The 22594-nt window shown below is 67.8% G+C and carries 19 protein-coding genes; 16 read left to right on the top strand and 3 right to left on the bottom strand.

Annotated elements, in window-relative coordinates:
- The first annotated feature begins 64 nt into the window (after positions 1-64).
- From WBB14_RS32745 to WBB14_RS32715, 7 genes are all read left to right on the top strand, one after another.
- Complete coding sequence (locus tag WBB14_RS32745; protein WP_332010646.1) at positions 65-829, top strand: ABC transporter ATP-binding protein; 765 nt, start codon at positions 65-67, stop codon at positions 827-829.
- The gene (locus WBB14_RS32740) at positions 822-1541 is read left to right on the top strand and encodes an ABC transporter ATP-binding protein (protein ID WP_332010647.1); all 720 of its coding nucleotides are present in this window, start codon (positions 822-824) and stop codon (positions 1539-1541) included. Before WBB14_RS32745 ends, WBB14_RS32740 begins: the two co-directional genes overlap by 8 nt.
- A 19-nt stretch (positions 1542-1560) precedes the next feature.
- Positions 1561-2313 (top strand): SDR family NAD(P)-dependent oxidoreductase, encoded by a 753-nt coding sequence (locus tag WBB14_RS32735; RefSeq protein ID WP_424243454.1) that lies wholly within the window; start codon positions 1561-1563, stop codon positions 2311-2313.
- Between the two features lie 9 nt (positions 2314-2322).
- Entirely contained in the window at positions 2323-3051 is a 729-nt protein-coding gene (locus tag WBB14_RS32730; protein ID WP_424243453.1) for an SDR family NAD(P)-dependent oxidoreductase, read from the top strand.
- 5 nt (positions 3052-3056) lie between these two features.
- A complete protein-coding gene (locus tag WBB14_RS32725) occupies positions 3057-4763 on the top strand; it encodes an FAD-dependent oxidoreductase (RefSeq protein ID WP_424243452.1) in 1707 nt (568 codons plus the stop codon).
- Positions 4764-4788: 25 nt separating this feature from the next.
- Positions 4789-5388: a glutathione S-transferase gene (locus WBB14_RS32720; protein ID WP_424243451.1), complete on the top strand. Its 600-nt coding sequence runs from the start codon at positions 4789-4791 to the stop codon at positions 5386-5388.
- A gap of 206 nt (positions 5389-5594) precedes the next feature.
- The gene (locus WBB14_RS32715; protein WP_424243450.1) at positions 5595-6101 is read left to right on the top strand and encodes a hypothetical protein; all 507 of its coding nucleotides are present in this window, start codon (positions 5595-5597) and stop codon (positions 6099-6101) included.
- Between the two features lie 60 nt (positions 6102-6161).
- Here WBB14_RS32715 and WBB14_RS32710 read toward each other — a convergent pair whose 3' ends face one another.
- Entirely contained in the window at positions 6162-7502 is a 1341-nt protein-coding gene (locus WBB14_RS32710; protein ID WP_424243449.1) for a DUF3100 domain-containing protein, read from the bottom strand.
- Between the two features lie 291 nt (positions 7503-7793).
- Here WBB14_RS32710 and WBB14_RS32705 point away from each other — a divergent pair, with 291 nt between their 5' ends.
- The 4 genes from WBB14_RS32705 to WBB14_RS32690 all read left to right on the top strand — a co-directional run bounded on the left by WBB14_RS32705 (position 7794) and on the right by WBB14_RS32690 (position 11518).
- Complete coding sequence (locus WBB14_RS32705) at positions 7794-8729, top strand: LysR family transcriptional regulator (protein WP_424243448.1); 936 nt, start codon at positions 7794-7796, stop codon at positions 8727-8729.
- Positions 8730-8805: 76 nt separating this feature from the next.
- Entirely contained in the window at positions 8806-8997 is a 192-nt protein-coding gene (locus WBB14_RS32700) for a DUF2970 domain-containing protein (RefSeq protein WP_424243447.1), read from the top strand.
- A gap of 240 nt (positions 8998-9237) precedes the next feature.
- Positions 9238-10980, top strand: coding sequence for a nitrite/sulfite reductase (locus WBB14_RS32695; RefSeq protein WP_424243446.1), 1743 nt, complete (start codon positions 9238-9240; stop codon positions 10978-10980).
- Positions 10973-11518, top strand: a complete 546-nt coding sequence (locus tag WBB14_RS32690) for a DUF934 domain-containing protein (protein ID WP_424243445.1) — start codon at positions 10973-10975, stop codon at positions 11516-11518. The genes WBB14_RS32695 and WBB14_RS32690 overlap by 8 nt, the downstream gene beginning before the upstream one ends.
- Here the strand turns inward: WBB14_RS32690 and WBB14_RS32685 are convergent.
- Positions 11515-12312 (bottom strand): IclR family transcriptional regulator, encoded by a 798-nt coding sequence (locus WBB14_RS32685; RefSeq protein ID WP_424243444.1) that lies wholly within the window; start codon positions 12310-12312, stop codon positions 11515-11517. The genes WBB14_RS32690 and WBB14_RS32685 overlap by 4 nt on opposite strands.
- A gap of 102 nt (positions 12313-12414) precedes the next feature.
- Between WBB14_RS32685 and WBB14_RS32680 the strand changes: the two genes are divergently transcribed.
- Genes WBB14_RS32680 through WBB14_RS32670 form a run of 3 tightly spaced genes read left to right on the top strand, consistent with a single transcriptional unit; the run spans position 12415 to position 15699 of the window.
- Positions 12415-13398 carry a Bug family tripartite tricarboxylate transporter substrate binding protein gene (locus WBB14_RS32680; RefSeq protein ID WP_424243443.1) on the top strand — a complete coding sequence of 328 codons (984 nt, stop codon included), beginning with the start codon at positions 12415-12417 and terminating at the stop codon, positions 13396-13398.
- A 10-nt stretch (positions 13399-13408) separates the two neighbouring features.
- Entirely contained in the window at positions 13409-14926 is a 1518-nt protein-coding gene (locus WBB14_RS32675) for a class I adenylate-forming enzyme family protein (RefSeq protein WP_424243442.1), read from the top strand.
- The gene (locus WBB14_RS32670) at positions 14923-15699 is read left to right on the top strand and encodes a citryl-CoA lyase (protein ID WP_424243441.1); all 777 of its coding nucleotides are present in this window, start codon (positions 14923-14925) and stop codon (positions 15697-15699) included. The genes WBB14_RS32675 and WBB14_RS32670 overlap by 4 nt, the downstream gene beginning before the upstream one ends.
- Positions 15700-15798: 99 nt before the next feature.
- On the opposite strand, the gene metH is transcribed toward WBB14_RS32670, so the two are convergent.
- Positions 15799-19572 (bottom strand): methionine synthase, encoded by a 3774-nt coding sequence (gene metH, locus WBB14_RS32665; RefSeq protein WP_424243440.1) that lies wholly within the window; start codon positions 19570-19572, stop codon positions 15799-15801.
- 442 nt (positions 19573-20014) lie between these two features.
- On the opposite strand from metH, the gene WBB14_RS32660 reads away from it, so the two are divergent.
- Complete coding sequence (locus WBB14_RS32660; RefSeq protein ID WP_424243439.1) at positions 20015-22060, top strand: TonB-dependent receptor; 2046 nt, start codon at positions 20015-20017, stop codon at positions 22058-22060.
- 53 nt (positions 22061-22113) lie between these two features.
- A partial coding sequence (locus WBB14_RS32655; protein ID WP_424243438.1) for an ABC transporter substrate-binding protein occupies positions 22114-22594 on the top strand: 481 nt, incomplete at its 3' end.

The following is a 22594-nucleotide window of genomic DNA, read 5'->3' as shown; positions in this document are numbered from 1 at the left end:
CCGCCGCGCCGCTGCCCTCCGCGCCCAGCAAGGCCGCGGCCAAACCGACCCAAAGGAGCGCGGCATGAGCAGCCATCCCTATCTGGACGTGCAAGGCCTGACCGTGAAGTTCGGCGGCCTTACCGCGATCAACGGCCTGTCCATGCAGGTCGAACGCGGCCGCATCCACGCACTGATCGGTCCCAACGGCGCGGGCAAGTCCACCACCTTCAATTGCATTTCGCGCTACTACCGCCCCAGCAGCGGCAGCATCCAGTTCGATGGCGTCGACATCACCCGCAAGAAGCCGCATGAAATGGCGGCGCTGGGCGTGGCCCGCACCTTCCAGAACCTGGAGCTGTTCGGCGCGCTGAGCGTGCGCGAAAACGCCCTGCTGGGCACCTACGCGCATGGCGCCGACAGCCCCGGCAAGCTGTTGCGCCCGGCGGCCGCGCAGACGCGCGAGCGGGTCGAGCACTTGCTGGAGCGCGTGGGCTTGGCCGACTTCCTGGACACGCCGGCGTGCAGTCTGGACTTCGGCCGCCAGAAGATGCTGGAGCTGGCGCGCGCCCTGGCCATATCGCCCAAGCTGCTGTTGCTGGACGAGCCCGCGGCCGGTCTGCGCAACCGCGAGATCGAAACGCTGGACCGTCTGCTGACCGAGCTATGCGAGCGCGACGGCATCACGGTGCTGCTGGTGGAACACGTCATGCAGTTGGTGATGTCGATCTCGGATCGCATCACCGTCATGTCCTTCGGCGAAAAGATCGCCGAAGGCACGCCCGCGGAAGTGCGCAGCAACGCCCGGGTCATCGAAGCCTATCTGGGCAAGGGAGCCGCCGGTGGCTGAACATCTGCTTGAAGTCGAGGCGGTATCGGCCGCCTACGGCAATATCCGCGCCCTGCAGGACGTGTCGTTGAAAGTGCCGCAGGGCGCCATCGTGGCGCTGCTGGGCGCGAACGGCGCGGGCAAGTCCACCACGCTCAATGTGATCTCGCGCCTGGTCGCGCCCACCGCCGGCAGCGTGCGTTTCGCGGGAGAGCCCATACACCGCCTGGCGGCGGACGCCATCGTCGGACGCGGCATCGTGCAGGTACCGGAAGGCCGCGAGATCTTCCGCGAGATGAGCGTGCGCGAGAACCTGGAAATGGGCGCCTACCTGCGCACCGACCGCTCGGCGGTCAAGCAGGATCTGGACATGGTCTGCGACACCTTTCCGCGCCTGCGCGAACGCTACGAGCAAAAGGCCGCGACCCTGTCCGGAGGCGAACAGCAGATGCTGGCCACGGGCCGCGCCATGATGGCGCGCCCGCGCATGATCCTGCTGGACGAGCCGTCGATGGGGCTGTCGCCGCTGGTGGTCGAACAGATCTTCGACATCGTGCTGCGGCTGAACCGCGAGCAAGGCATCACCATCCTGCTGGTGGAGCAGAACGTGAAGCTGGCGCTGTCGGTGTCCAGCTACGCGTACATCCTCGAGAACGGCGAGATCGCGCTGGAAGGCGAGTCCGCCGCGCTCGCCAGCGATGAAGGCGTGCAGCGCGCCTATCTGGGCGCCTAGCGCGCCGAAAGGACCGACCATGATATCGATGCAAGACAAGCGGGTGCTCGTGACGGGCGCGGGCCGCGGCCTGGGCGCGGCCATCGCGCAGGGCTTTGCGCGCCAAGGCGCGGCCGTGATCGTCGCCGACGTGGATGCGGCGCTTGCCGTTGCCACCGCGCAGGCCATCCGCGACGCGGGCGGCAAGGCCGCGGACGCGGTGCTGGACGTGACCGACGCCGCCGCCGTGCGCGCCTTTGCCGAGCGGTCCGCCACCGAACACGGCCATCTGGACATCCTGATCAACAACGCCGGAATTTCCGCCCGCGCCCCCTTCGACGATCCCAAAACGCCCGAGATCTGGCAACGCGTGATGAGCGTGAACCTGCAAGGCACGTTCAACGTCACGCATGCCTTCGTCGAGCAGCTGAAGGCCACGCGCGGCGCCATCGTCAACCTGTGTTCCATCGTGGCCTACGGCTGCAGCATCTCGACCGCGGGCTACGTGGTGTCCAAGGGCGGCGTGCGCTCGTTCACCGAGGTGCTGGCGCGCGACCTGGCGCCGCACGGCGTGCGCGTGAACGCCGTCGCCCCCGGCCTGATGGAAACCGAGATGACCGCGGGCCAGCGCGCGCAGGCGCAGGGCACGGACTGGTACATGCAACGCGCGCCCATGGCGCGCGCGGGACGGGCCGACGAGATCGTCGGACCGGTTCTATTCCTGGCCTCGGACATGGCCAGCTACGTGAACGGCGTGGTGCTGCCCGTGGACGGCGGCTACCTGGCCGTATAGGGGAACATCATGAATCTGGGCACGGCATTGGTCACGGGCGGCGCAAGCGGCATGGGCCTGGCGATCGTGGAACGGCTGGCGCGCGACGGCTTTCGCGTCGTGCTGGCCGACCGCAACGCGGAGCTGGCCGCAAAAGAGGCGCAGGCGTTGCAGGCGCAAGGGCTGGACGTGGAGCACCGCGTGGTGGACCTGACGGACGAGGCCGCCACCCGCGCGCTGGCGCGTTCGCTCGCGCCGCTGGCGGCGCTGGTCAACAACGCGGGGCTGTTCGACGAGCGCAAGTTCTTCGAGGTCGACAGCGCCGACTACCGCCGCGCCTTCGACGTCAACCTGCTGGCGGTGGCGACCCTGACGCAGGAGGCCGCGCGCGACATGGCGCCGGGCGCCAAGATCGTCAACATCGCGTCTCGCGCCTACCTGGGCGCGAAGAACCACCCGCACTACGTGGCCTCGAAAGCGGCCCTGGTGGGCTACACGCGCGCCTCGGCCATGGAGCTTGCCGCGCGCGGCATCCTGGTCAATGCCATCGCCCCCGGGCTTATCGACACGCCGCTCTTGCGCAACCTCACGCCCGAACGCCTGGCGGCCCAATTGGCCCTGCAGCCCACCGGCCGCGCGGGCCAGCCGCAAGACATCGCCAATGCCGTGTCCTTCCTGGCCGCGCCGCACATGGACTTCATCACAGGCCAGGTCATCTTCGTGGACGGCGGCAAATCGCTGGGCGGCTCGGGAGCATAGGCAGCATGGAAGGCATCACTTGGGACAAGGAAGTCGACGCGCTGGTCGTCGGCTCGGGCGCGGGCGGCATGGCCGCCGCGCTGACGGCGCGCGAGGAAGGGCTGGACGTGCTGCTGGTCGAAAAAACCGGCCACATCGGCGGCTCCACCGCAATCTCCGGTGGCGCGCTGTGGATACCGCTGAACGCGCAGACGGAAGCCGCCGGCCATCCGGACAACTTCGACAAGGTGTGGACCTATCTGGAACAGACCGTGGGCGCGGCGTCCCCGGACGACATGAAGCGCGCCTACCTGGAAGCCGGTCCGCGCATGATGGACTACCTGGCGTCGCGCGGCATCCTGGACGTGGCCGCGCGCACCGCGTCGCCCGACTACTACCCCGACCTGCCCGGCGCCGCGATGGGCGGCCGCTCGCTGGATCCGCTGGAGTTCGACGGCCGCAAGCTCGGCCGCGACTTCCGTACGCTGCGCGATCCGCTGAAGGAATTCACGGTGCTCGGCGGCATGATGGTCAACATCACCGACGTGCGCCATCTGCTGCGCGCCACGCGCTCATTCGCGGCCTGGCGCCACAGCATGAAGCTGGTGTTGCGTTATGCAGCCGACCGCGCGCGCGGCTATCACCGCGGCACCCGCCTGTTGCTGGGCAATGCGCTGGCCGCGCAACTGTTCCACGGCCTGCTGGCCCGCAGGATCGAATATTGGCTCGACACGCCGGCGCTGGCGCTGCACCGCGATGCGAACGGCCGCGTGCTGGGCGCCGCCGTCGCGCGCGGCGGCAAGACGCTGAATATCCGCGCGCGGCGCGGCGTGGTGATGGCCACGGGCGGCTTTCCCTGGGACCCGGAGCGCCGCGCCCAGACCTATCCCCAGCCCACCGGCCTCTGGTCCATGTCGCCGCAGGACAATACGGGCGACGGCATCCGCCTGTCGGAAATTGCCGGCGCCGCGCTCGGCACGGGTCACGCCAGCCCCGCGTTCTGGGCGCCGGTATCCGTCCTGGAAGCCGCGGACGGCAAGCGCCTGCATTACCCGCACCTGGTGTGGGACCGGGCCAAGCCCGGCCTCATCGCGGCCAACGGCGCCGGCCAGCGCTTCGTCAACGAATCGGCCTCGTACCATGAGTTCGTGCAGGCCATGTACCGCGGCAACGGCACGGCGCCCAGCATTCCCGCTTTCCTGATCTGCGACCAGCGCTTCATCGACGCCTGGGGCCTGGGCCTGGCGCTGCCCGGCGGCAGGCCGCGCCAGCATCTGATCGATGCGGGTTATCTGCTGCAAGGGGCCAATCTGGCAGCGCTGGCCGCCCGGCTGGGCGTGCCCGGCGAGGCGCTGCAAGCCACGGTGGACCGCTACAACGCTCACGCGGCCCAGGGTCAGGATCCGGACTTCGGCAAAGGCTCCACCGCCTACAACCGCTACCTGGGCGATCCGGCGCACCAACCCAATCCCTGCCTCGCGCCGCTGGGCGCGGGTCCCTATTACGCGGTCAAGGTCTATCCCGGCGACATCGGCACGGCCTGCGGCATCGCCGCCAACCCGCAAGCCCAGGCCCTGGACGCCGCGGGCGCGCCCATTGCCGGTCTCTACGTGGCCGGCAACGACATGCAATCCGTGATGGGCGGCGCCTATCCCGGCCCCGGCATCACGCTCGGTCCCGCCCTGACCTTCGGCTGGATCGCTGGACAACATCTGGCGCATGCACAACACTGACGCCTCTCCACCGACAAGGATCCCCATGAAAATCTTCTACTCGCCCGCTTCGCCCTTCGTGCGCAAGTGCATGGTCATCGCCCATGAGCTCGGCCTGGCCGACCGCATCGAGAAGCTGCCCAGCGCGGCCGGCCCCGTCGCGCGCGACCAGAGCATCATCCCCAGCAATCCGCTGGGCCAGGTGCCCACCTTTATCACCGACGACGGCCAGACGCTGTACGACAGCCGCGTGGTCTGCGAATACCTGAACGACCTGGGCGGCGGCGCGCTGTTCCCTGCCGGCAAGACACGCTGGCAAGTGCTGACGGAACAGTCGATGGCCGACGGCATGCTGGGCGCGGCGCTGCTGGCCCGCTATGAAACCGTGCTGCGCCCCGAAGCGCTGCGCTGGGACGGCTGGGTCGAAGGCCAGCTGGGCAAGGTCCGCGACGGCCTCGCCCTGGTGGAGAAGAGCGCCGCCTCGCTGAACGGCCGCCTCGACATCGGCACCATCACCATCGGCTGCGCGCTGGGCTATCTGGATTTCCGCTTTCCCGACCTGGATTGGCGCGCCGGCCACCCGGCCACGGCCGCCTGGTACGAGACCTTCAGCCAGCGCCCGTCCATGCAAGCGACGAAGCCCTGATCCGGTTTGGGCAGGCGCAGGGCCGGGAGAACCCGCCGGGCTCCCTGGCCATCACCTGCCCTGGGTACGGCGCGGCCCGCGGGCCGCGTCGCTAGGGCCCCTGACATGGTCAGGGGCCTTTTTTTCGCCACGATCGCCCCCAGCTGTTACAGTGAAATTGCCAGACGGGCCGATCCGCCGGCCTGTCATCAGAAAGGGGCCTCAGCATGAACGTCGCTGCGATCTCCGCCATCCACCGGGCCGACGCGCCCTACCCCGCGCGCTCGGCCGCGCTGGACGGCACGCGCGCATTCCCCGAAACCCAACGCGTCGCCCATGTCCAGGCCGCCCGGGCCGCTGCCGCCGGACATGCGGCGAATGCCGTTCGCGAACGCGACGACCTGCCGCTGCCGCTGGCCTCTTTCAGCGCCTCAAACGCCGACGCGCTGCGCGACCTGCACGCGGAGTCACGCATGCGCCGCGCGCTCGATGAGTTCACCGCGCAACCCGACCCCGTGGCCCAGCGCGCCGGCTCCGCCAACGACCTGGGCACCATCGAAGGCCTGATGCCGCTGCAGGCCTACCGTATCGCGATGGGCAACCCGCAGGTCCAGGAACTGCAAACCGCCGTCGCCATGAAGGCGGCGGGCCTGGGCATCCCCAAGGTCGCCAATATCGGCGCGACCGAGAATGTCACGGACAACGCACGCTACCGGCCTGGGCACACGTCCTGATCAAAAAAAAACCGCCTGACACTTTCATCAGGCGGTTTTGCATTCGGGACCAGGCGCCGCTCAGTGGAAGAATTCCGCGATCATGGTGGCACCCAGGAAGGTGCCCGCGTTGGCGGCCAGGGACACCACCACGATCTTCCAGCCCAGCTTGCGGAAGGCAGGCAGGTCCTTGAGGATGGACAGGCCGGCCATGGCCAGGATCACGGTCGTGAACGGCAGGAAGTTGACCTTGCCGACCAGGGCGATGATCTGGTCCGAGTACGGCAGCACGCCGGGGCAGCCGGCGGTCATGGCGATCAGCGACAGCACGAACACGGCCGGCAGCTTGGGCACCACGCGCAGCACCAGGTCGGCGATGACGACCAGCAGGATGATGATGCCCATGCCCGGCAAGGCGTCGGCAAACGGCACGTTGTAGCCCAGGCGGTTGCCCACCAGCGCGAACAGGCCGCAGATGACGTAGGCGGTCAGGCGGTCGCCGAAGCCCATCTTGACACCATGCGCCGGCGTTTCCTGCGCGGCGCTGTCGTCGGCAACTGCGGCGGTCTCGGCCTTGCCGCGCGAGTAGCGGCCCAGCACGGGCTCCAGCTTGTCGTACAGGAAGATCGTGGTCGGCAACGAAATGAACAGCGTGAAGTACACGCCCACCACCGTGGTCAGCAGGTTGGCGGCGGCGGCCAGCGCGGCCACCTGGTGCGCGACTTCGGGCGTCTGCTGCGAGGCGATCGCGCCCACGCCGGCCGCCATCATGCTGCCCGAGCCCACGCCGGCGCCCATGGCGAGCGAACGCGGATCGAAGATGTTCAGGCTGGTGATGAAGCCGGCCATCAGGGCCACGAACAGCGCGCCGATCACGGTGCCGGTGATGTACTCGGCCATCACGCCGCGGCCTTCCGGCGAGTTCATGCCGTAGCGCTCGCCGATGATGGCCAGGCTGGGCTCGCGGCCCACCGAGAAGGTGGCGCCGATGGCCTCGCGCTTGATGCCCAGCAGCAGGGCCAGCGGCAGGCCGATGGCCATGGTGCCGAAGAAGTGGCCGAACTCCTGGAACACCAGGGCCCAGCCGGCTTCGCGCACCTGCGGCAAGGCGCCGCCCACCATCAGGCCCAGCTTGGCCAGGAAGGGCAGCAGCGCGTACTGCAGGTAGCCGCTGATGCGGGTCTGCATGGCGGTATCGATGCCGAGGCCGGCGGGCAGGCGCTGGCCGAAGGCGGCGACGACGGCGCCGATGAAGATGGCCCACAGCATCGGCTGCAGGACGATCTTGCCCGGGCCGACGTTGAAGGTGGCGCTGCCGATCGCCTCGGAAATGACAACCACCAGCAAGATGGCGGCAAGCATGCGGATGCGCCCGGATAGCGGCATGGAGGGCGCGGCCAGGCTGGCGCTGGCGTGTGACATCGGATTCCCCTGATGAACGTGAATAGTCGTCTTGGCTGCCCGCCGCCATCCCGGCCGGCCGGCGCCCGCATGGGCGTCGCAGCGCGGCGGCGGCGATGGCGCACGCAGCAGGGCCGATTTTCGCCGGGGGCCCAGTGCGCAACCATGACAGGGCTGGCGCATAAACGTTGCGTAAAATGCAACGGAAAGGCTTTTCCGGGGAAAATTTTGCATGATCTCGGGTCATGCAAGGGTAAACCCTAGATTGTATCTGTGGATCTGCCGCCGCACTCCCTGCCCGGAGCCCCCGCCATGGACGAAAAACTCGACGCCCGCCGTACCCACTACTTCATGCAGGTCATGAGCCGCGGCTCGGTGCGCGGCGCCGCCGAAGTGCTGGACATGGACCCGTCCGCCGTCAGCCGCGCCATTGCCGCCCTGGAACGCGATTGCGGCATCGCGCTATTCGAACGCCGCGGCCGCGGCGTGGTGCCCACCGACGCCGGACACATCCTGGCGCGCTACATCAAGCGCCAGCAGGACATACAGGAGAGTTTCTTCTCGGAGATCGACAGCCTGCGCAAGGCCGAACGGGGACACATCGATCTGGTGCTGGGCGAAGGCTTCGTGGAACTGATGTTCGAGCGCGTGCTGCCCGGCTATTGGCGCAGCCACCCCGAGGTCACGCTGGACATCGACGTGGCGCGCACCTCCGAAATCGTGCAGCGCATCGTCGACGACCGCGCCTATATAGGACTGGTATTCCAGCCGCCCAACGACGCCCGCCTGCGCACCCACTATTCGCGGCCCGAGCCGATCCGCGCCATCGTCCGCGACGACCATCCGCTGACCCGGCTGCGCCGTCCGCTGCTCTTGACCGACCTGGCCGAATACCCCGGCGCATCCATGCAGGAAGGGTTCGGCGTGCGCCAGCATATCCAGGCCGCCGAGATCAGCGAACAGGTCCGGCTGCGCAACGTGCTGACCACCTCGTCCTTCAAGGCGCTGTGGCAGTTCGCCGCCGCCGGCATCGGCTACGCGCTGACGCCGCCCATCGCGGTCACCGCGGACATGCGCACCCAGCGCCTGGCCAGCCTGCCGCTGGCCAACCCCATCCTCAACCAGGGCAGCCTGCACGTGCTCAGCCGCGCCGGCCGCCACGTCTCGCCCGCCGCGCGCGAGCTGCTGGAGCACATCGTGCGCGGCATCGGCGCCCCGGCCGGCTCGACGCCTGATACGGTCGAGTAAGGCGGATCTGCATCTGTTTCCACGGCGCGCGGCGGCCTACATTGGCGGCATCCGCCACTACGCCAGGAGAGACAACATGCTCAGTTTCTTGCGCACGGTCAAATCCGTGCTGTGGGGCTTCTTCGGCGTGCGCCGCGGGCGGGGCTACGATGCCGACATCGCCAACAACAAGCCGGCGCCATTGATATTGACCGGGCTGCTGCTGGCGGCTTGTCTGGTCATCATTCTGGTCGTGGTAGCGAAGTGGGCGGTGAACGCGGCGTTGTAAATCGAACGTTGAATCAACTGCCGCGCAAGAAAGGCCGTCCCGCCGCCGGGCCGCCCCAAGGCGGGACAGCCCCCTCGGGGGGCAGCAAGCGCGCGCAGCGTGGGGCCCCATTACCTTATTACCAGAATGACTTAGACGGTCGCCAGAGCTGCCTGTTACGGTTATGAACCCCTTACTCCTGCCGCATTGCGCCGGGTGACCGCTGGGGTCCAGACCGAGAAGACTTCAAGGGCAGTAGACATGTACGTGTATGACCCCGTCGACCAGCAACTCGTCGAGCAACGCGTGGCGCAGTTTTCCGACCAGACGCGCCGCTTCCTCGATGGCCAACTAACGGAAGATGAATTCCGCGTTTTGCGCTTGCAGAACGGCCTGTATATCCAGCGCCACGCGCCCATGCTGCGCGTGGCCATTCCCTACGGCATCCTGGCGTCGCGCCAGCTGCGCACGCTGGCGCACATCGCGCGCAAGTGGGACCGCGGCTACGGCCATTTCAGCACCCGCCAGAACATCCAATTCAACTGGCCCAAGCTCGAAGACGTGCCGGACATCCTGGCCGAGCTGGCCACGGTGCAGATGCACGCCATCCAGACCAGCGGCAACTGCATCCGCAACACCACCACCGACCACTTCGCCGGCGTCGCGCCGGACGAGCTGGTGGATCCGCTGGTGTGGTGCGAGATCATCCGCCAGTGGTCCACGCTGCACCCCGAATTCGCCTTCCTGCCGCGCAAGTTCAAGATCGCGGTCAGCGGCGCGGTGCAGGACCGCGCGGCCGTGGGCGTGCACGACATCGGCCTGCAGGCCGTCGAACGCGACGGCAAGCTGGGCTTCCGCGTCTGGGTCGGCGGCGGACTGGGCCGCACGCCCATCGTCGGCAAGCTGATCAATCCCTTCGTCGAATGGCAGGACCTGCTGACCTATCTGCAGGCCGCGCTGCGGGTCTACAACCTGCACGGCCGCCGCGACAACAAGTACAAGGCGCGCATCAAGATCCTGGTGAAGGATCTGACGCCTGAGGTCTACGCGCAGCAGGTGGACGAACAATGGCAGCTCATCAAGGGCGGCCCCGACACCATCACCCAGGAATTCGTCGACAACATCAAGGCCCGCTTCGTCTGGCCGCAATATGATGCCGCCGCCGCGCAGGACGTCGACAACACCGCCGCGCTGGCCGCCGCCGATCCGCGTTTCGCGCGCTGGCTGCGCACCAACGTGCACCCGCACAAGGCGGCCGGCTACGCCGCCGTCACCGTGTCGCTCAAGCCCACCGGCGTGCCGCCGGGCGACATCACCGCCGACCAGATGGACGCGGTGGCCAATCTGGCCGACGACTACGGCTTCGGCGAGCTGCGCGTCTCGCACGAGCAGAACCTGATCCTGGCCGACGTGCGCCGCGCGCGCCTGCATGAACTCTGGACCACCCTGCAGGCGCTGAACCTGGCCACGCCCAACATCGGGCTGCTGACCAACATCATCGCCTGTCCGGGCGGGGATTTCTGCGCGCTGGCCAATGCCGTCTCCATCCCCGTGGCCGAAGCCATCCAGCGCCAGTTCGACAACCTCGACTACCTGTTCGAGATCGGCGAGCTGGACCTGAACATCTCGGGCTGCATCAACTCCTGCGGCCACCATCACGTGGGCCACATCGGCATTCTCGGGGTCGATAAGGCCGGCGAGGAGTGGTACCAGGTCACCATCGGCGGACGCCAGAACGGCGCCGCCAAGCCGCTGCCCGACATCGAATCCACGCGTGGCGGCGGCGCCGCGATCGGCCGCATCATCGGCCCGTCGTTCGCGCGCGACCAGGTCGCGGGCGTGGTGGACCGCCTGGTCCGCACCTATCTGGGCCTGCGCGACAGCGAAGAGGAACGCTTCATCGACGTGGTCGACCGCGTCGGCATCGATCCCTTCAAGCAGGACGTCTACTCCGATCCCGCCTTCGCCAAACCCACGCCGCAAGCCGAGGCCGCCCATGTCTGAAATCTATCCGCACGACGCCCCGGGCCCGCACCTGATCCGCAACGGCCGCCTGGAGGCCGACGCCTCGCGCGTCTTCACGCCTGAACCCGAAGTCCCCGCCGAGGGCCAGGTGCCTGGTGACGCGCCGGGCTGGATCGTGCCGCTTTCCGTCTGGAAGACCTCGCGCGCCACGCTGCGTCGCCACCAACATCCGGTCGCGGTCCAGCTCGACCCGGACGCCGACCTGCGCGACCTGGCCGAAGCCGACGGCACGCTGGACCCCGCCGGCATCGCCTTCATCGCCGTGGACTTCCCGGTCTACACCGACGGCCGCGGCTATTCGCTGGCGCAGCTGCTGCGCACGCGCTACCAGTGGCAAGGCGAACTGCGCGCCGTGGGCGACGTGATGATAGACACCATCCACTACCAGGCGCGCGTCGGCTTCGACAGCTTCCTGGTCAAGCCCGGCCACGACCCGCACAAGGCGCTAGACGCGTTCAAGACCTTCACGGTGCACTACCAAAAGACCTACCGGGTGCCGACGCCGGCAGCCGCCTAGCTGCCCGCAACCCCCGGCAGCGCCCAGCGCTGCGCCCTGACCTCGTCCTGCGCCAACTGGGCGCGGATCAGGTCGGCAATGCTGCGCTGGCGCGCCGCCTGCATGCGGCTGATCAGGCTGGACACGCTGACGGCCAGCCGCGGATATCCGCCCGCATCGCACAGGGCCACGCCCACGCCCAGCACGCCGGGCACCGCGGCATTGCCCACCACCGACCAGCCGCGATCCCGCGTGTTCTCCACCAGGCGCCGCATCTGCGCCACCGTCATGCCGCCGTAGGCGCGCAGCGCCTGCTCGTTCTGCGCAATGACCTCTTCGGACTCGTCCGCCGGCAACGCCGCCAATAGCGCCAGCCCGGCTGCCCCCACGCCCAAGGGCTGGCGATGCCCCACCGTGACCGCCAGCACCTGCACGGGGTAGTTGCCCACCTCCCGGTGGAGGCAGAGCGAATCGTTGCCCGCGCGGCAGATGAGAAAGGCAGAGTCGCCGCTGACATCGCTGATCTGGCGCAGCACCGGCCGCAGGCCGCGCACCGCCTGCGCATGCGGATCGCCCGCCATCATCACGCCCAGCTCGGCCACGCGCCAGCGCGGCGCCTCGGACTCGCGCAAGGCGTAACCCTCCTGCACCAGCACGTCCAGATAGCGATAGGCCGTGGTGCGCTGCATGCCTGCCGCGCGCGCGATGTCGACCACGTGCATGCCCGCCGCGCCCGCCTGGCGCAGCACGCCCAGCACGCGCAAGCCGCGGCGCAATACGCGCGGTCCGGAGCCTTCGGATTCTGGATTGTTCAATTTTTGGACAGGTTGCGTTGATGAGGCCCCTATCAAAGCCCAATATGAAGTTGGGCAGACGCAGAGCTGTCCAAATATTAGACAAACAGGACGGAGACAACAATGAAGATGCAAAGCAAGCGGTGGGCCGCCGCGGCGGCCGCCCTGGGCGCGCTGCTCACGGCCCCGACCCTGGCGGCCAAGCCCTATCCCGAGCGTCCCGTGACGCTGGTGGTCGGCTACGCGGCGGGCGGCGCCACCGACATCGTGGCGCGCCTGATGGCGAAATCCCTGTCGGAAGAGCTGGGCCAGACCATCGTGGTCGAGAACAAGACCGGCGCCAACAGCAACATCGGCGCGGAAATCGTCGCGCGCGCCGCGCCCGACGGCTACACGCTGTACGTGGGCTCCATCGCCAACACCATCAACCGCACGCTGTACAGCCAGCTCAACTATGACTTCGTGAAGGGCTTCGAGCCCGTCGGCCTGCTGGCGACCATTCCGAACATCCTGGTGGTCAATCCCAAGCTGCCGGTCAAGACGGTGCAGGAGTACGTGGCCTACGCCAAGAAAAACCCCGGCAAGCTGACCTGCGCCTCGTCCGGCAGCGGCTCGTCCATCCACCTGTCGTGCGAACTGTTCAAGATGCAGACCGGCACCGACATCCTGCACGTGCCGTACCGCGGCAGCGGTCCGGCCGTGGCCGACCTGCTGGGCGGCCAGGTCGATTCCATGTTCGACAACCTGCCCTCGTCGCTGCCGCACGTGCAGGCCGGCAAGCTGCGCGCCATCGGCGTCACCTCGCCCCAGCGCCTGCCCTCGGCGCCGGACACGCCGACCTTGGCCGAATCCGGCCTGCCGGGCTTCGATGTGGAATCCTGGTTCGGCGTGATGGCGCCGGCCGGCACGCCCAAGCCCGTCATCGAGCGGCTGAACCAGGCCATCAATAAAGCGCTGGCCAGCCCCGCCCTGCAGGCGTCCTACCAGCAGTCCGGCTTCTACGCGCCGCCGCAACCCAATACGCCCGACACCTACGCCCAAAAGATCGCCAGCGAGATCGACAAGTGGGGCACGGTCGTCAAGAACGCAAACCTCAAAGCCAACTAGGAACCCCAGGATGTACCCGATAGATTTCTTCTTCCGCGCCGCCGAGCAGTATCCGGACCGCGTCGCGCTGGACGGTCCCGCAGGCCAGGTCACCTACTCACAGTTGGCCGCCGACACGCGGGCGCTGGCCGCGGCCTTGCAGGAACTGGACCCGGCGCCGCAGACGCGCGTGGCGATCTGCGCCGGCAATTCCGCGCGGCACATCCTGGCGCTGCTGGCGGTGCTGGCCAGCGGCAAGGTGTGGGTGCCGCTTAACTACCGCAGCACCGAGCGCGAGATCGGGCGCATCCTGGACACCACCGAACCTTCCATCGTGATCGTCGACGCCGTGGGCGCGCCGCTGGCGCCCGAGGCCCAGGCGCCGCAAGGCCGTCGCCACATCCATCTGGACGACGCGGCGGCGCCGCTGGCGCTGGAGGCGCTGCTGGCCCGTTGCGCCGGACGCGAGCCGCAACGCCATGCACTGCCGCGCGACGCCACCCAGGCCATCAAGTTCACCGGCGGCACCACCGGCCTGCCCAAGGGCGTGATGCAGCCGTATCACGCGTGGAACGCGGGCATCATCAATCAGATATCCAGCTGGGGGCTCACGCACGAAGACCGCTATGTGGTGGCCGCTCCCATCACGCACGGCACCGGCACCTACCTGCTGCCGGTGCTGGCGCGCGGCGGCGCCCATCTGCTGCTGGACGGCGTCACGCCGGCCAGCATCACCACTGCTTTCCGCGAGCGCGGCGGCACGCTGAGCTTCATGCCGCCCACGCTGATCTACATGATCATGGCGCAGCCCGGCGTCTCGCGCGCCGACTTCCCGCGCCTGCGCAACCTGATCTATGGCGGCGCGCCCATGCCCGTGGAAAAGATCGACCGCGCCCGCGCTTTCTTCGGCCCGGTGCTGGGCACCACCTATGGCCAGACCGAGGCGCCGCAGATCGTGACCGTGCTGCGCCCTGCCGATCTGGAAGCGCCGGAGAACCGCGCCTCGGTCGGGCGCGTCACCTGGCTCACCGACGTGGCCATCATGTCGCCCGATGGCGCGCTACTGCCGCGCGGCGAGATCGGCGAGGTCGTGGTGCAGGGCGACCTGGTCATGTCCGGCTATTGGCGCCTGCCCGAGAAAACCGCCGAAACGGTGGTCGACGGCTGGCTGCACACCGGCGACACCGGCCTGATCGACGCCCGCGGCTACCTGTTCCTGAAGGACCGCCTGCGCGACGTGATCATCACGGGCGGCTTCAACATCTACCCGGTGGACGTCGAGAACGCGCTGTCGGCGCACCCTGCTGTTTACGAGTGCTCGGTGTTCGGCCTGCCCGACGACAAGTGGGGCGAAGCGGTCCACGCCGCCGTGCAATTCCATCCCGGCGCACAGGCCAGCGCAGACCAGCTCAAGGCCCACGTGCGCGGCCTGCTCGGCCCCGTGGCCACGCCCAAGCAATTCCACATCCATGACAGCCTGCCGCGCTCCAGCGTGGGCAAGGTGCTGAAAAACGCCGTGCGCGACGCGGCCCAAAAGGAGATCTCATGAAAACGCCCGAAACCCGCCTCTGCGCGCATCACCTCACCGGCATGTCCTACCGCGACGTGGACCTGGTCGAGGACCTGATCGGCAAGAAGACGTTCACCGAAGTCATGATCATGCAGATCCTGGGCCGCGAGGCGCGCCCGGTGGACCTGCGCATCGTCGACGCCGTGCTGGTCACCCTGATGGAGCATGGCCTCACCCCCAGCGCGATCGCCACGCGGCTGATCTACATGAGCGCGCCGGAAAACCTGCAGGGCGCGGTGGCGTCCGGCCTGATGGCGGTGGGCAGCCAGTTCGTCGGCACCATGGAAAATTGTTCGCGCCTGCTGGACCGCATCCGCCAGGCCGGGGACGGCCGCGCCGAGGCGCTGGCGATCGCTCGCGAATTCCGTGAGTCCCGCAGCGCCCTGCCCGGCTTCGGCCACCATCTGCACAAGCCCGACGATCCGCGCTCGATCAAGCTGCTGGCGCTGGCCGAAGCCGAGCCGGACCTCAAGGGCGATTCGGTCAAGGCGCTGCGGTTGCTTGCGGCCGCGATCGACGAGACCTACGGCAAGCACATCACCATCAACGCCACCGGCGCGGTGGCGGCGCTGCTCAGCGAGATCGGCGTGCCGACCGAACTGATGCGCGGCTTCGCCGTCATCTCGCGCGCGGCCGGCCTGGTGTCGCACGTGGCCGAGGAGCAGCAAAGCCCTTCCGGGCGCTACATCTGGGAAACCATAGACCACGCCATTCCCTACGTGGGCAAGGGCAAGACGCAGCAGGGCGAATAGCAGCCGTGACAGCGTGGGCGTCGGACGGGCGCCTGGCGAGCAGAATCGCGTAGTAGACCGGGGGCTGACAGGCATGTACGCCTGCCGCCCCCAAAACCGTCAGCCCAGGTTCGGCGCCAGGGTGCGCTTCAGGTCCTCGATGCTCCGGCCGCTGCGGGCGGCGTAGTCCTGCAGCTGGTCTTCGCCGATCACGCCCACATTGAAGTACTGCGATTGCGGGTGGCTGAAGTAAAAGCCGGACACGCTGGAGGCCGGGTACATGGCATAGCTGTCGGTCAGCATCATGCCGATATCGGCGCCGTCCAGCACGCGGAACATGTCGGTCTTGATGACGTGTTCCGGGCAGGCCGGGTAGCCTGGCGCCGGGCGGATGCCCACGTATTTCTCGGCAATCATGTCTTCGTTGGACAGGGCCTCGTCGGGCGCGTAGCCCCACAGGTCCTGGCGCACGCGGGCATGCAGGCACTCGGCGAAGCCTTCGGCCAGGCGGTCGGCCAGGGACTTCAGCATGATGCTGGAGTAGTCGTCCAGCGCCTTTTCGAATTCCGCTTCCTTCTTCTCGATGCCCAGGCCCGCCGTGACCGCGAACATGCCGATGTAGTCCAGCTTGCCGCTGGACTTGGGCGCGATGAAGTCGGACAGGGACTTGTTGCTGACGCCTTCGCGCTTGGCGCCCTGCTGGCGCAGGTTGCGGTAGGTAAACAGCACCTCGCTGCGGGTCTCGTCCTTGTAGACCTCGATGTCCTCGTCGTTGATGCTGTTGGCCGGATAGAAGCCCACCACGCCGTTGGCGGTGAGCCAGCGGCCTTCGATGATGCGTTTCATCATGGCCAGGCCGTCGGCGTAGACCTTGCGCGCCTGCTCGCCCACGACCTTGTCGTCCAGGATGGCCGGGAACGGGCCGAACAGGCTCCAGGTCTGGAAGAACGGGCCCCAGTCCACGTACTTGGCGATCTCGGCCAGGTCATAGCTCTTGAAGGTGCGGCGGCCGATGAACTTGGGGCGCGGCGGCGTGTAGTTGTCCCAGTCGATGGCGGGGCGCGAGGCGCGCGCCTCCGCCAGCGGCAGGATGGGCGCGGCCTTGCGGTTGGCATGGCGGCGGCGCACCTCTTCGTATTCCTGGGCCAGGTCGGCCAGATACGTTTCCGACTGGTCGGACATCAGGTTGGTCGCCACGCCCACTGAACGGCTGGCGTCCGGCACGTAGATGACCGGGCCTTCGTAGTTGGGCGCGATCTTCACGGCAGTGTGCACGCGGCTGGTGGTGGCGCCGCCTATCATCAGCGGCAGCTTGCGGCTGCGGAAATACTCGTCGCGCTGCATTTCGCTGGCGACGTAGGCCATTTCTTCCAGGCTGGGCGTGATCAGGCCGGACAGGCCGACGATGTCGGCGTTCTCTTCCTTGGCCTTTTCCAGGATCTGGGCGCAAGGCACCATCACGCCCATGTTCACGACTTCGAAGTTATTGCACTGCAGGACCACCGACACGATGTTCTTGCCGATGTCGTGCACATCGCCCTTGACGGTGGCGATGACGATCTTGCCCTTGGCGCGCACGTCGCCGCCAGCGGCCGCGATCTGGCGCTTTTCTTCCTCGATGAAGGGAATCAGGTGGGCCACGGCCTGCTTCATGACGCGGGCGGATTTCACCACCTGCGGCAGGAACATCTTGCCCTCGCCGAACAGGTCGCCGACCACGTTCATGCCGTCCATCAGCGGGCCTTCGATCACTTCGATGGGGCGGCCGCCGCGATCGAAGATCTTCTGGCGCACTTCTTCCGTGTCTTCCACGATGAAGGTGGTGATGCCATGCACCAGCGCGTGCGACAGGCGCTTTTCCACTTCCGCGTCGCGCCAGGCCAGGTCTTCTTCCTTCTTGGCGCCCGAGCCCTTCACGCTGTCGGCGAACTGCACCAGGCGTTCGGTCGGCGTGCGCTCGTCGTCGGCCTCGGTCTTGCCCACGGGCTCGGCGCGGTCCAGCACCACGTCCTCGACCAGGTCGCGCAGCTTGGGATCCAGGTCGGCGTACACGCCCAGCTGGCCGGCGTTGACGATGCCCATCGTCATGCCTTCCTTGACGGCGTAATAGAGGAACACCGTATGGATGGCCTCGCGCATCGGCTCGTTGCCGCGGAACGAGAAGCTGACGTTGGACACGCCGCCCGAAATGCGGGCGTGAGGCAGGTTTTCGCGGATCCAGCGCGTGCCTTCAATGAAGTCCACGGCGTAATGGTTGTGCTCGTCGATGCCGGTGGCGACCGCGAAGACGTTCGGATCGAAGATGATGTCCTCGGGCGGGAAGCCTTCTTCCTCGACCAGGATCTTGTAGGCGCGGCCGCAGATTTCCTTGCGGCGCTCCAGCGTGTCGGCCTGGCCCAATTCGTCGAACGCCATCACCACCACGGCCGCGCCGTAGCGGCGGCACAGGCGCGCATGGTGGCGGAAGGGCTCCAGCCCTTCCTTCATGGAGATCGAGTTCACCACGGGCTTGCCCTGCACGCACTTCAGGCCGGCCTCGATGACTTCCCACTTGGAGCTGTCGATCATGATCGGCACGCGCGCGATGTCGGGCTCGGACGCGATCAGGTTGAGGAAGCGGCGCATGCAGGCCACCGAATCCAGCATGGCCTCGTCCATGTTGATGTCGATGATCTGCGCGCCGTTCTCGACCTGCTGGCGGGCCACGGCCAGCGCCTCGTCGTATTTCTCTTCGCGGATCAGACGGGCGAACATCTTGCTGCCCGTCACGTTGGTGCGTTCGCCGACGTTGACATACAGCGTGTCCTCGTCGATGTTCAGGGGCTCCAGGCCCGACAGGCGGGTCTTCACTGGAATGTCCGGCACGGGTCGCGGCGTCAGCGCGGTGACCTTGGCGGCGATCTCGCGGATGTGGTCGGGCGTGGTGCCGCAACAGCCGCCCGACATGTTCACCAGCCCGGCGCGGGCAAATTCCTCCAGCAGCGCGGAGGTGTCGGCCGGGGTTTCGTCGAAGCCGGTCTCGGCCATGGGGTTGGGCAGGCCGGCGTTGGGGTAGACGCAGACGTAGGTGTCGCAGATGCGGGATAGCTCGGCCACGTAGGGGCGCATCAGCGCCGCGCCCAGCGCGCAGTTCAGGCCTATGGTGATGGGGCGCGCATGGCGCACCGAGTTCCAGAAGGCTTCCACGGTCTGGCCGGACAGGATGCGGCCGGACGCGTCGGTCACCGTGCCCGAGATCATGACGGGCAGGCGCACGCCGCGCGCCTCGAACACTTCCTCGGTGGCGAAGATGGCCGCCTTGGCGTTGAGGGTGTCGAAGATGGTTTCGATCAGGACGATGTCGATGCCGCCGTCCAGCAGGCCGTTGAGCTGCTCCACATAGGCAACTCGCAGTTCCTCGAAGGTGACGTTGCGCGCGCCCGGGTCGTTCACGTCCGGCGAAATCGAGGCCGTCTTGGGCTGCGGGCCCAGCGCGCCGGCCACGAAACGCGGCCGCTCGGGCGTGCTGTAGGCGTCACAGGCCTCGCGCGCCAGGCGGGCGGACACCAGGTTCAGTTCATAGGCCAGTTCCGGCAGGTCGTAGTCGCCCTGCGCGATGGTGGTGGCGCCGAAGGTGTTGGTCTCGATGACGTCGGCGCCGGCTTCCAGGTACTGGCGGTGGATCTCGGAGATCACGTCCGGCCGCACCAGCGACAGCAGTTCGTTGTTGCCCTTGACGTCCTTGCCGTGGTCGGCGAAACGCTGGCCGCGGAAATCCGCCTCGCCCAGCTTGTAGCGCTGGATCATGGTGCCCATGGCGCCATCCAGGATCAGGATGCGCTTGCCCAGCAGGCGGGCGAAATCGCCGCCATGGGTATAGGCTTCGGGCGGGTAAGGCAGGCGGGGATACGACACGGGCAGGTCCGAATGGAGTTGGCAACGGCGGCGCAATGTGGCGAAAAAGCGAAAAACACCGCAAAAACAAGCCCTGATCGTAACAAAATGGGCCTATCCGCGCCTCCCGGTGATACAGTTTCGGCCCCGAACCGGTGCTTTCGGCGCACAGGGCTGGCAAGAACGCAACACTTGCCGGCCGCGCGCGAAAGGTAAACGGGAAACAGGAAGAACCTCCCTGGATTGCGGCCCCACAAGGCGCCGGCAAACCCTGGCTCCAGCCTGTGCTGCCCCCGCAACGGTCCCCATGCGCGCGATGCGCCCATGGCAGCCCGATACCGGCCAGTTCGATCGCAAGGAAGTCCATGCTGTGCCGCCAGGCCCTCACCGGCCCGCCGCGGCGTGGGCGCCCTCCCCATCGTGTATGGCCTGCGGGGTCGCGGGTCGCATCGAGGTTACGTAGATGAAAACCCGCTCCATCCGGCGCTACGCCGGCGCCCTGCTCTGCTCCGCCCCGGCCATCGCCGCCGCCCAGCAAACCGCCTCCGCCACTCCCCAGCTCGACGCCGTCACGGTCACCGCCCAGCGCGTGCCGACCGACGGCCGCACGCCGCCGGTGTCGATCTCGGTCATCACCGCCGAAGACATCGCCGCGGCTAGCGCCCGCACCATGCAGGACCTGCTGTCGACCCAGGCCGGCATCCACCTGATCAATACCAGCAGCTCCAGCGACAACTCCATCGTCGACCTGCGCGGCTTCGGCATTACCGGCGCCAGCAACACGCTGATCCTGATCGACGGCGTCAAGCAGAACACCAACGACCTGTCGGCGCCCAGCCTGGGCGTGGTGCCGCTGGACCAGGTCGAACGCATTGAAATCGTGCGCGGCAGCGGCTCGGTGCAATACGGCGGCGGCACCACCGGCGGCGTGATCAACATCATCACCCGCTCAGATTTTTCGAAGGAACCGGTGAGCGCCCGCGCCACCGCCACCTTCGGCAGCTACGGCCTGCGCCAGTACGACGCCGCCGTGGCCATGAACAATGAAAAGGTCGGCATCGACGCCTACATGCAGTCGCTGCACAGCGACGGCTACCGCGACCACAGCGGCGAGCGCCGCGAGGGCGGCGGCGGCGGCATCACCTTCCGCCATGACGACGGCTCGATCCGCCTGTACGGCCGCACCACCACGCAGAAGCTGGAACTGCCCGGCCCGCGCACGATCAATCCCAAGACGGGCGTGAACGAGTACGAGGACGATCGGCGCGGCTCGAAGAACGACGTCGATTACGTCAAGACCACCACCACCACCTTCGGCCTGCAGCTCGAGCAGGCCATTGGCGCCGGCATGCTGTACGCCGACCTGTCGACCCGCGAAAAGAAGCTGAACGGCCTGTCCTACGACGGTTTCGGCGACACCTTGCGCGACCAGAAGCTGGAAGAGAACATCGCCAGCGTGCGCTACCGCCTGCCGATCAACGGCGGCCACAGCCTCGTCTTCGGCGCCGACGGCCAGGAAGCCAAGACCACGGCCAACCAGAACGCCTACTACGACTTCCAGCCATCGAAGTGGCAGTCGCGCCAGCATCAGTACGGCCTGTTCGCCGAAGGCCAGATCCGCGCCACCGACAGCACCTACGTGACGGGCGGCATACGCCGCCAGTACGCCTCCGATGACCTGGACGTGATCTCCGGCTCGGGCACGGCGTCGGACCGCAGCAACCACCTGACCGCCTGGCAGCTGGGCGTGCGCCAGGACCTGCCCGCCGGCTTCGGCGTGTACGGCAAGGTCGGCCGCAGCTTCCGCCTGCCCAATGCCGACGAACTGCTGTCGGTGCAGAACCCGCTGGCGCCGCAGACGTCGACCGACAAGGAAATCGGCGTGACCTGGCAGTCGGCCAGCAGCAGCGCCCGCCTGTCGTACTTCCGCTATGACCTGACCAACGAGATCCAGTACAACCCGCTGGCCGACGGCATGTGGGGCCCGGGCACCGGCGCCAACACCAACCTGGACCCGACCCGCCGCCAAGGCATCGAACTGGAAGGCCACACCGCGATTTCCAGCAGCGTGTCGCTGGACGCGAACCTGACCTGGATGGAAGCGCAGTTCCGCTCCGGCACCTACGCCGGCGTGGACCTGGCGGGCAAGACCGTGCCGCTGGCGCCCAAGTGGCTGGCGAACGCCGGCGTGACCTGGCGCCCCACCGATGCGTTCCTGTGGAACGTCACGGCGCAGTACGTGGGCAAGTCGCGCATGGACAACGACCAGGCCAACCAGTTCGCCAAGGAGCTGGACGCCTACGTGCTGTTCAACACCAAGGTGGCCTACAAGTTCACGCGCAATATCGAAGGCGCCATCGGCGTGAACAACATCTTCGACCGCCAGTACGCCACCTACGGCATCCGCGGCGGCAATGCCTCGTTCGAAATGCTGGGCCCCGTCGCCAACTACAGCCTGTACCCCGCCCCCGGCCGCAACTTCTACGCGTCGCTCACGCTGCGCTATTGATCGCGGCATTCCGATATAGTCGGCGTTCCCCGCTGGCTATATCGACTTCCTGCATGACCCACGCACGCGCTCTCCCACGCATCGTTCCGGGGCGGTTCCTGGCCCCGGGCTTACGGCTGGGCGTGGGCGTGGTCGCGGGGCTGCTCGCGGGCCTTGCCTTGCCCTCGGCGGCAGCCGGCCAGGCCGTGGCGGATCCTGCTGCCGGCGCCGCCATCCAGGTCCGCGACGACCAGGGACGTGCGGTTTCACTGGCCGCCCCCGCCCGGCGCGCCGTCACCCTGGCCCCGCACGCCACCGAACTGGTTTATGCAGCCGGCGCGGGCGACCGCATCGCCGCCACCATCCGCGGCAGCGACTATCCGCCCGCCGCCCGCCAGTTGCCCGTGATCGGCGACGGCACCCAGCCCGATCCCGAACGCGTGGCGGCCGTGCGCCCCGACCTGCTGATCGCCTGGCAGCCCGCCGCCGCCGCGCCGTTGGCGCGCGTGATGGACAAGCTGGGCGTACCCGTGTTCTACAGCGACCCGCTGACCC

It is taken from the genome of Achromobacter sp. (assembly GCF_049647645.1).
GTDB lineage: Bacteria > Pseudomonadota > Gammaproteobacteria > Burkholderiales > Burkholderiaceae_B > Achromobacter.
Note: the sequence above shows the minus strand (reverse complement) of the source record. Positions and strands in the feature narration are given on the sequence as shown.

Excerpts from the sequence above, each read along its gene's own strand:
- WBB14_RS32735 (WP_424243454.1), top strand. The coding sequence starts at position 1,561 with ATGATATCGATGCAAGACAAGCGGGTGCTCGTGACGGGCGCGGGCCGC.
- WBB14_RS32725 (WP_424243452.1), top strand. The coding sequence starts at position 3,057 with ATGGAAGGCATCACTTGGGACAAGGAAGTCGACGCGCTGGTCGTCGGC.
- WBB14_RS32700 (WP_424243447.1), top strand. The coding sequence starts at position 8,806 with ATGCTCAGTTTCTTGCGCACGGTCAAATCCGTGCTGTGGGGCTTCTTC.
- WBB14_RS32690 (WP_424243445.1), top strand. The coding sequence starts at position 10,973 with ATGTCTGAAATCTATCCGCACGACGCCCCGGGCCCGCACCTGATCCGC.
- WBB14_RS32705 (WP_424243448.1), top strand. The coding sequence starts at position 7,794 with ATGGACGAAAAACTCGACGCCCGCCGTACCCACTACTTCATGCAGGTC.
- WBB14_RS32660 (WP_424243439.1), top strand. The coding sequence starts at position 20,015 with ATGAAAACCCGCTCCATCCGGCGCTACGCCGGCGCCCTGCTCTGCTCC.
- WBB14_RS32730 (WP_424243453.1), top strand. The coding sequence starts at position 2,323 with ATGAATCTGGGCACGGCATTGGTCACGGGCGGCGCAAGCGGCATGGGC.
- WBB14_RS32745 (WP_332010646.1), top strand. The coding sequence starts at position 65 with ATGAGCAGCCATCCCTATCTGGACGTGCAAGGCCTGACCGTGAAGTTC.
- WBB14_RS32720 (WP_424243451.1), top strand. The coding sequence starts at position 4,789 with ATGAAAATCTTCTACTCGCCCGCTTCGCCCTTCGTGCGCAAGTGCATG.
- WBB14_RS32715 (WP_424243450.1), top strand. The coding sequence starts at position 5,595 with ATGAACGTCGCTGCGATCTCCGCCATCCACCGGGCCGACGCGCCCTAC.
- WBB14_RS32710 (WP_424243449.1), bottom strand. The coding sequence starts at position 7,502 with ATGTCACACGCCAGCGCCAGCCTGGCCGCGCCCTCCATGCCGCTATCC.
- WBB14_RS32670 (WP_424243441.1), top strand. The coding sequence starts at position 14,923 with ATGAAAACGCCCGAAACCCGCCTCTGCGCGCATCACCTCACCGGCATG.
- WBB14_RS32680 (WP_424243443.1), top strand. The coding sequence starts at position 12,415 with ATGAAGATGCAAAGCAAGCGGTGGGCCGCCGCGGCGGCCGCCCTGGGC.
- WBB14_RS32695 (WP_424243446.1), top strand. The coding sequence starts at position 9,238 with ATGTACGTGTATGACCCCGTCGACCAGCAACTCGTCGAGCAACGCGTG.
- WBB14_RS32675 (WP_424243442.1), top strand. The coding sequence starts at position 13,409 with ATGTACCCGATAGATTTCTTCTTCCGCGCCGCCGAGCAGTATCCGGAC.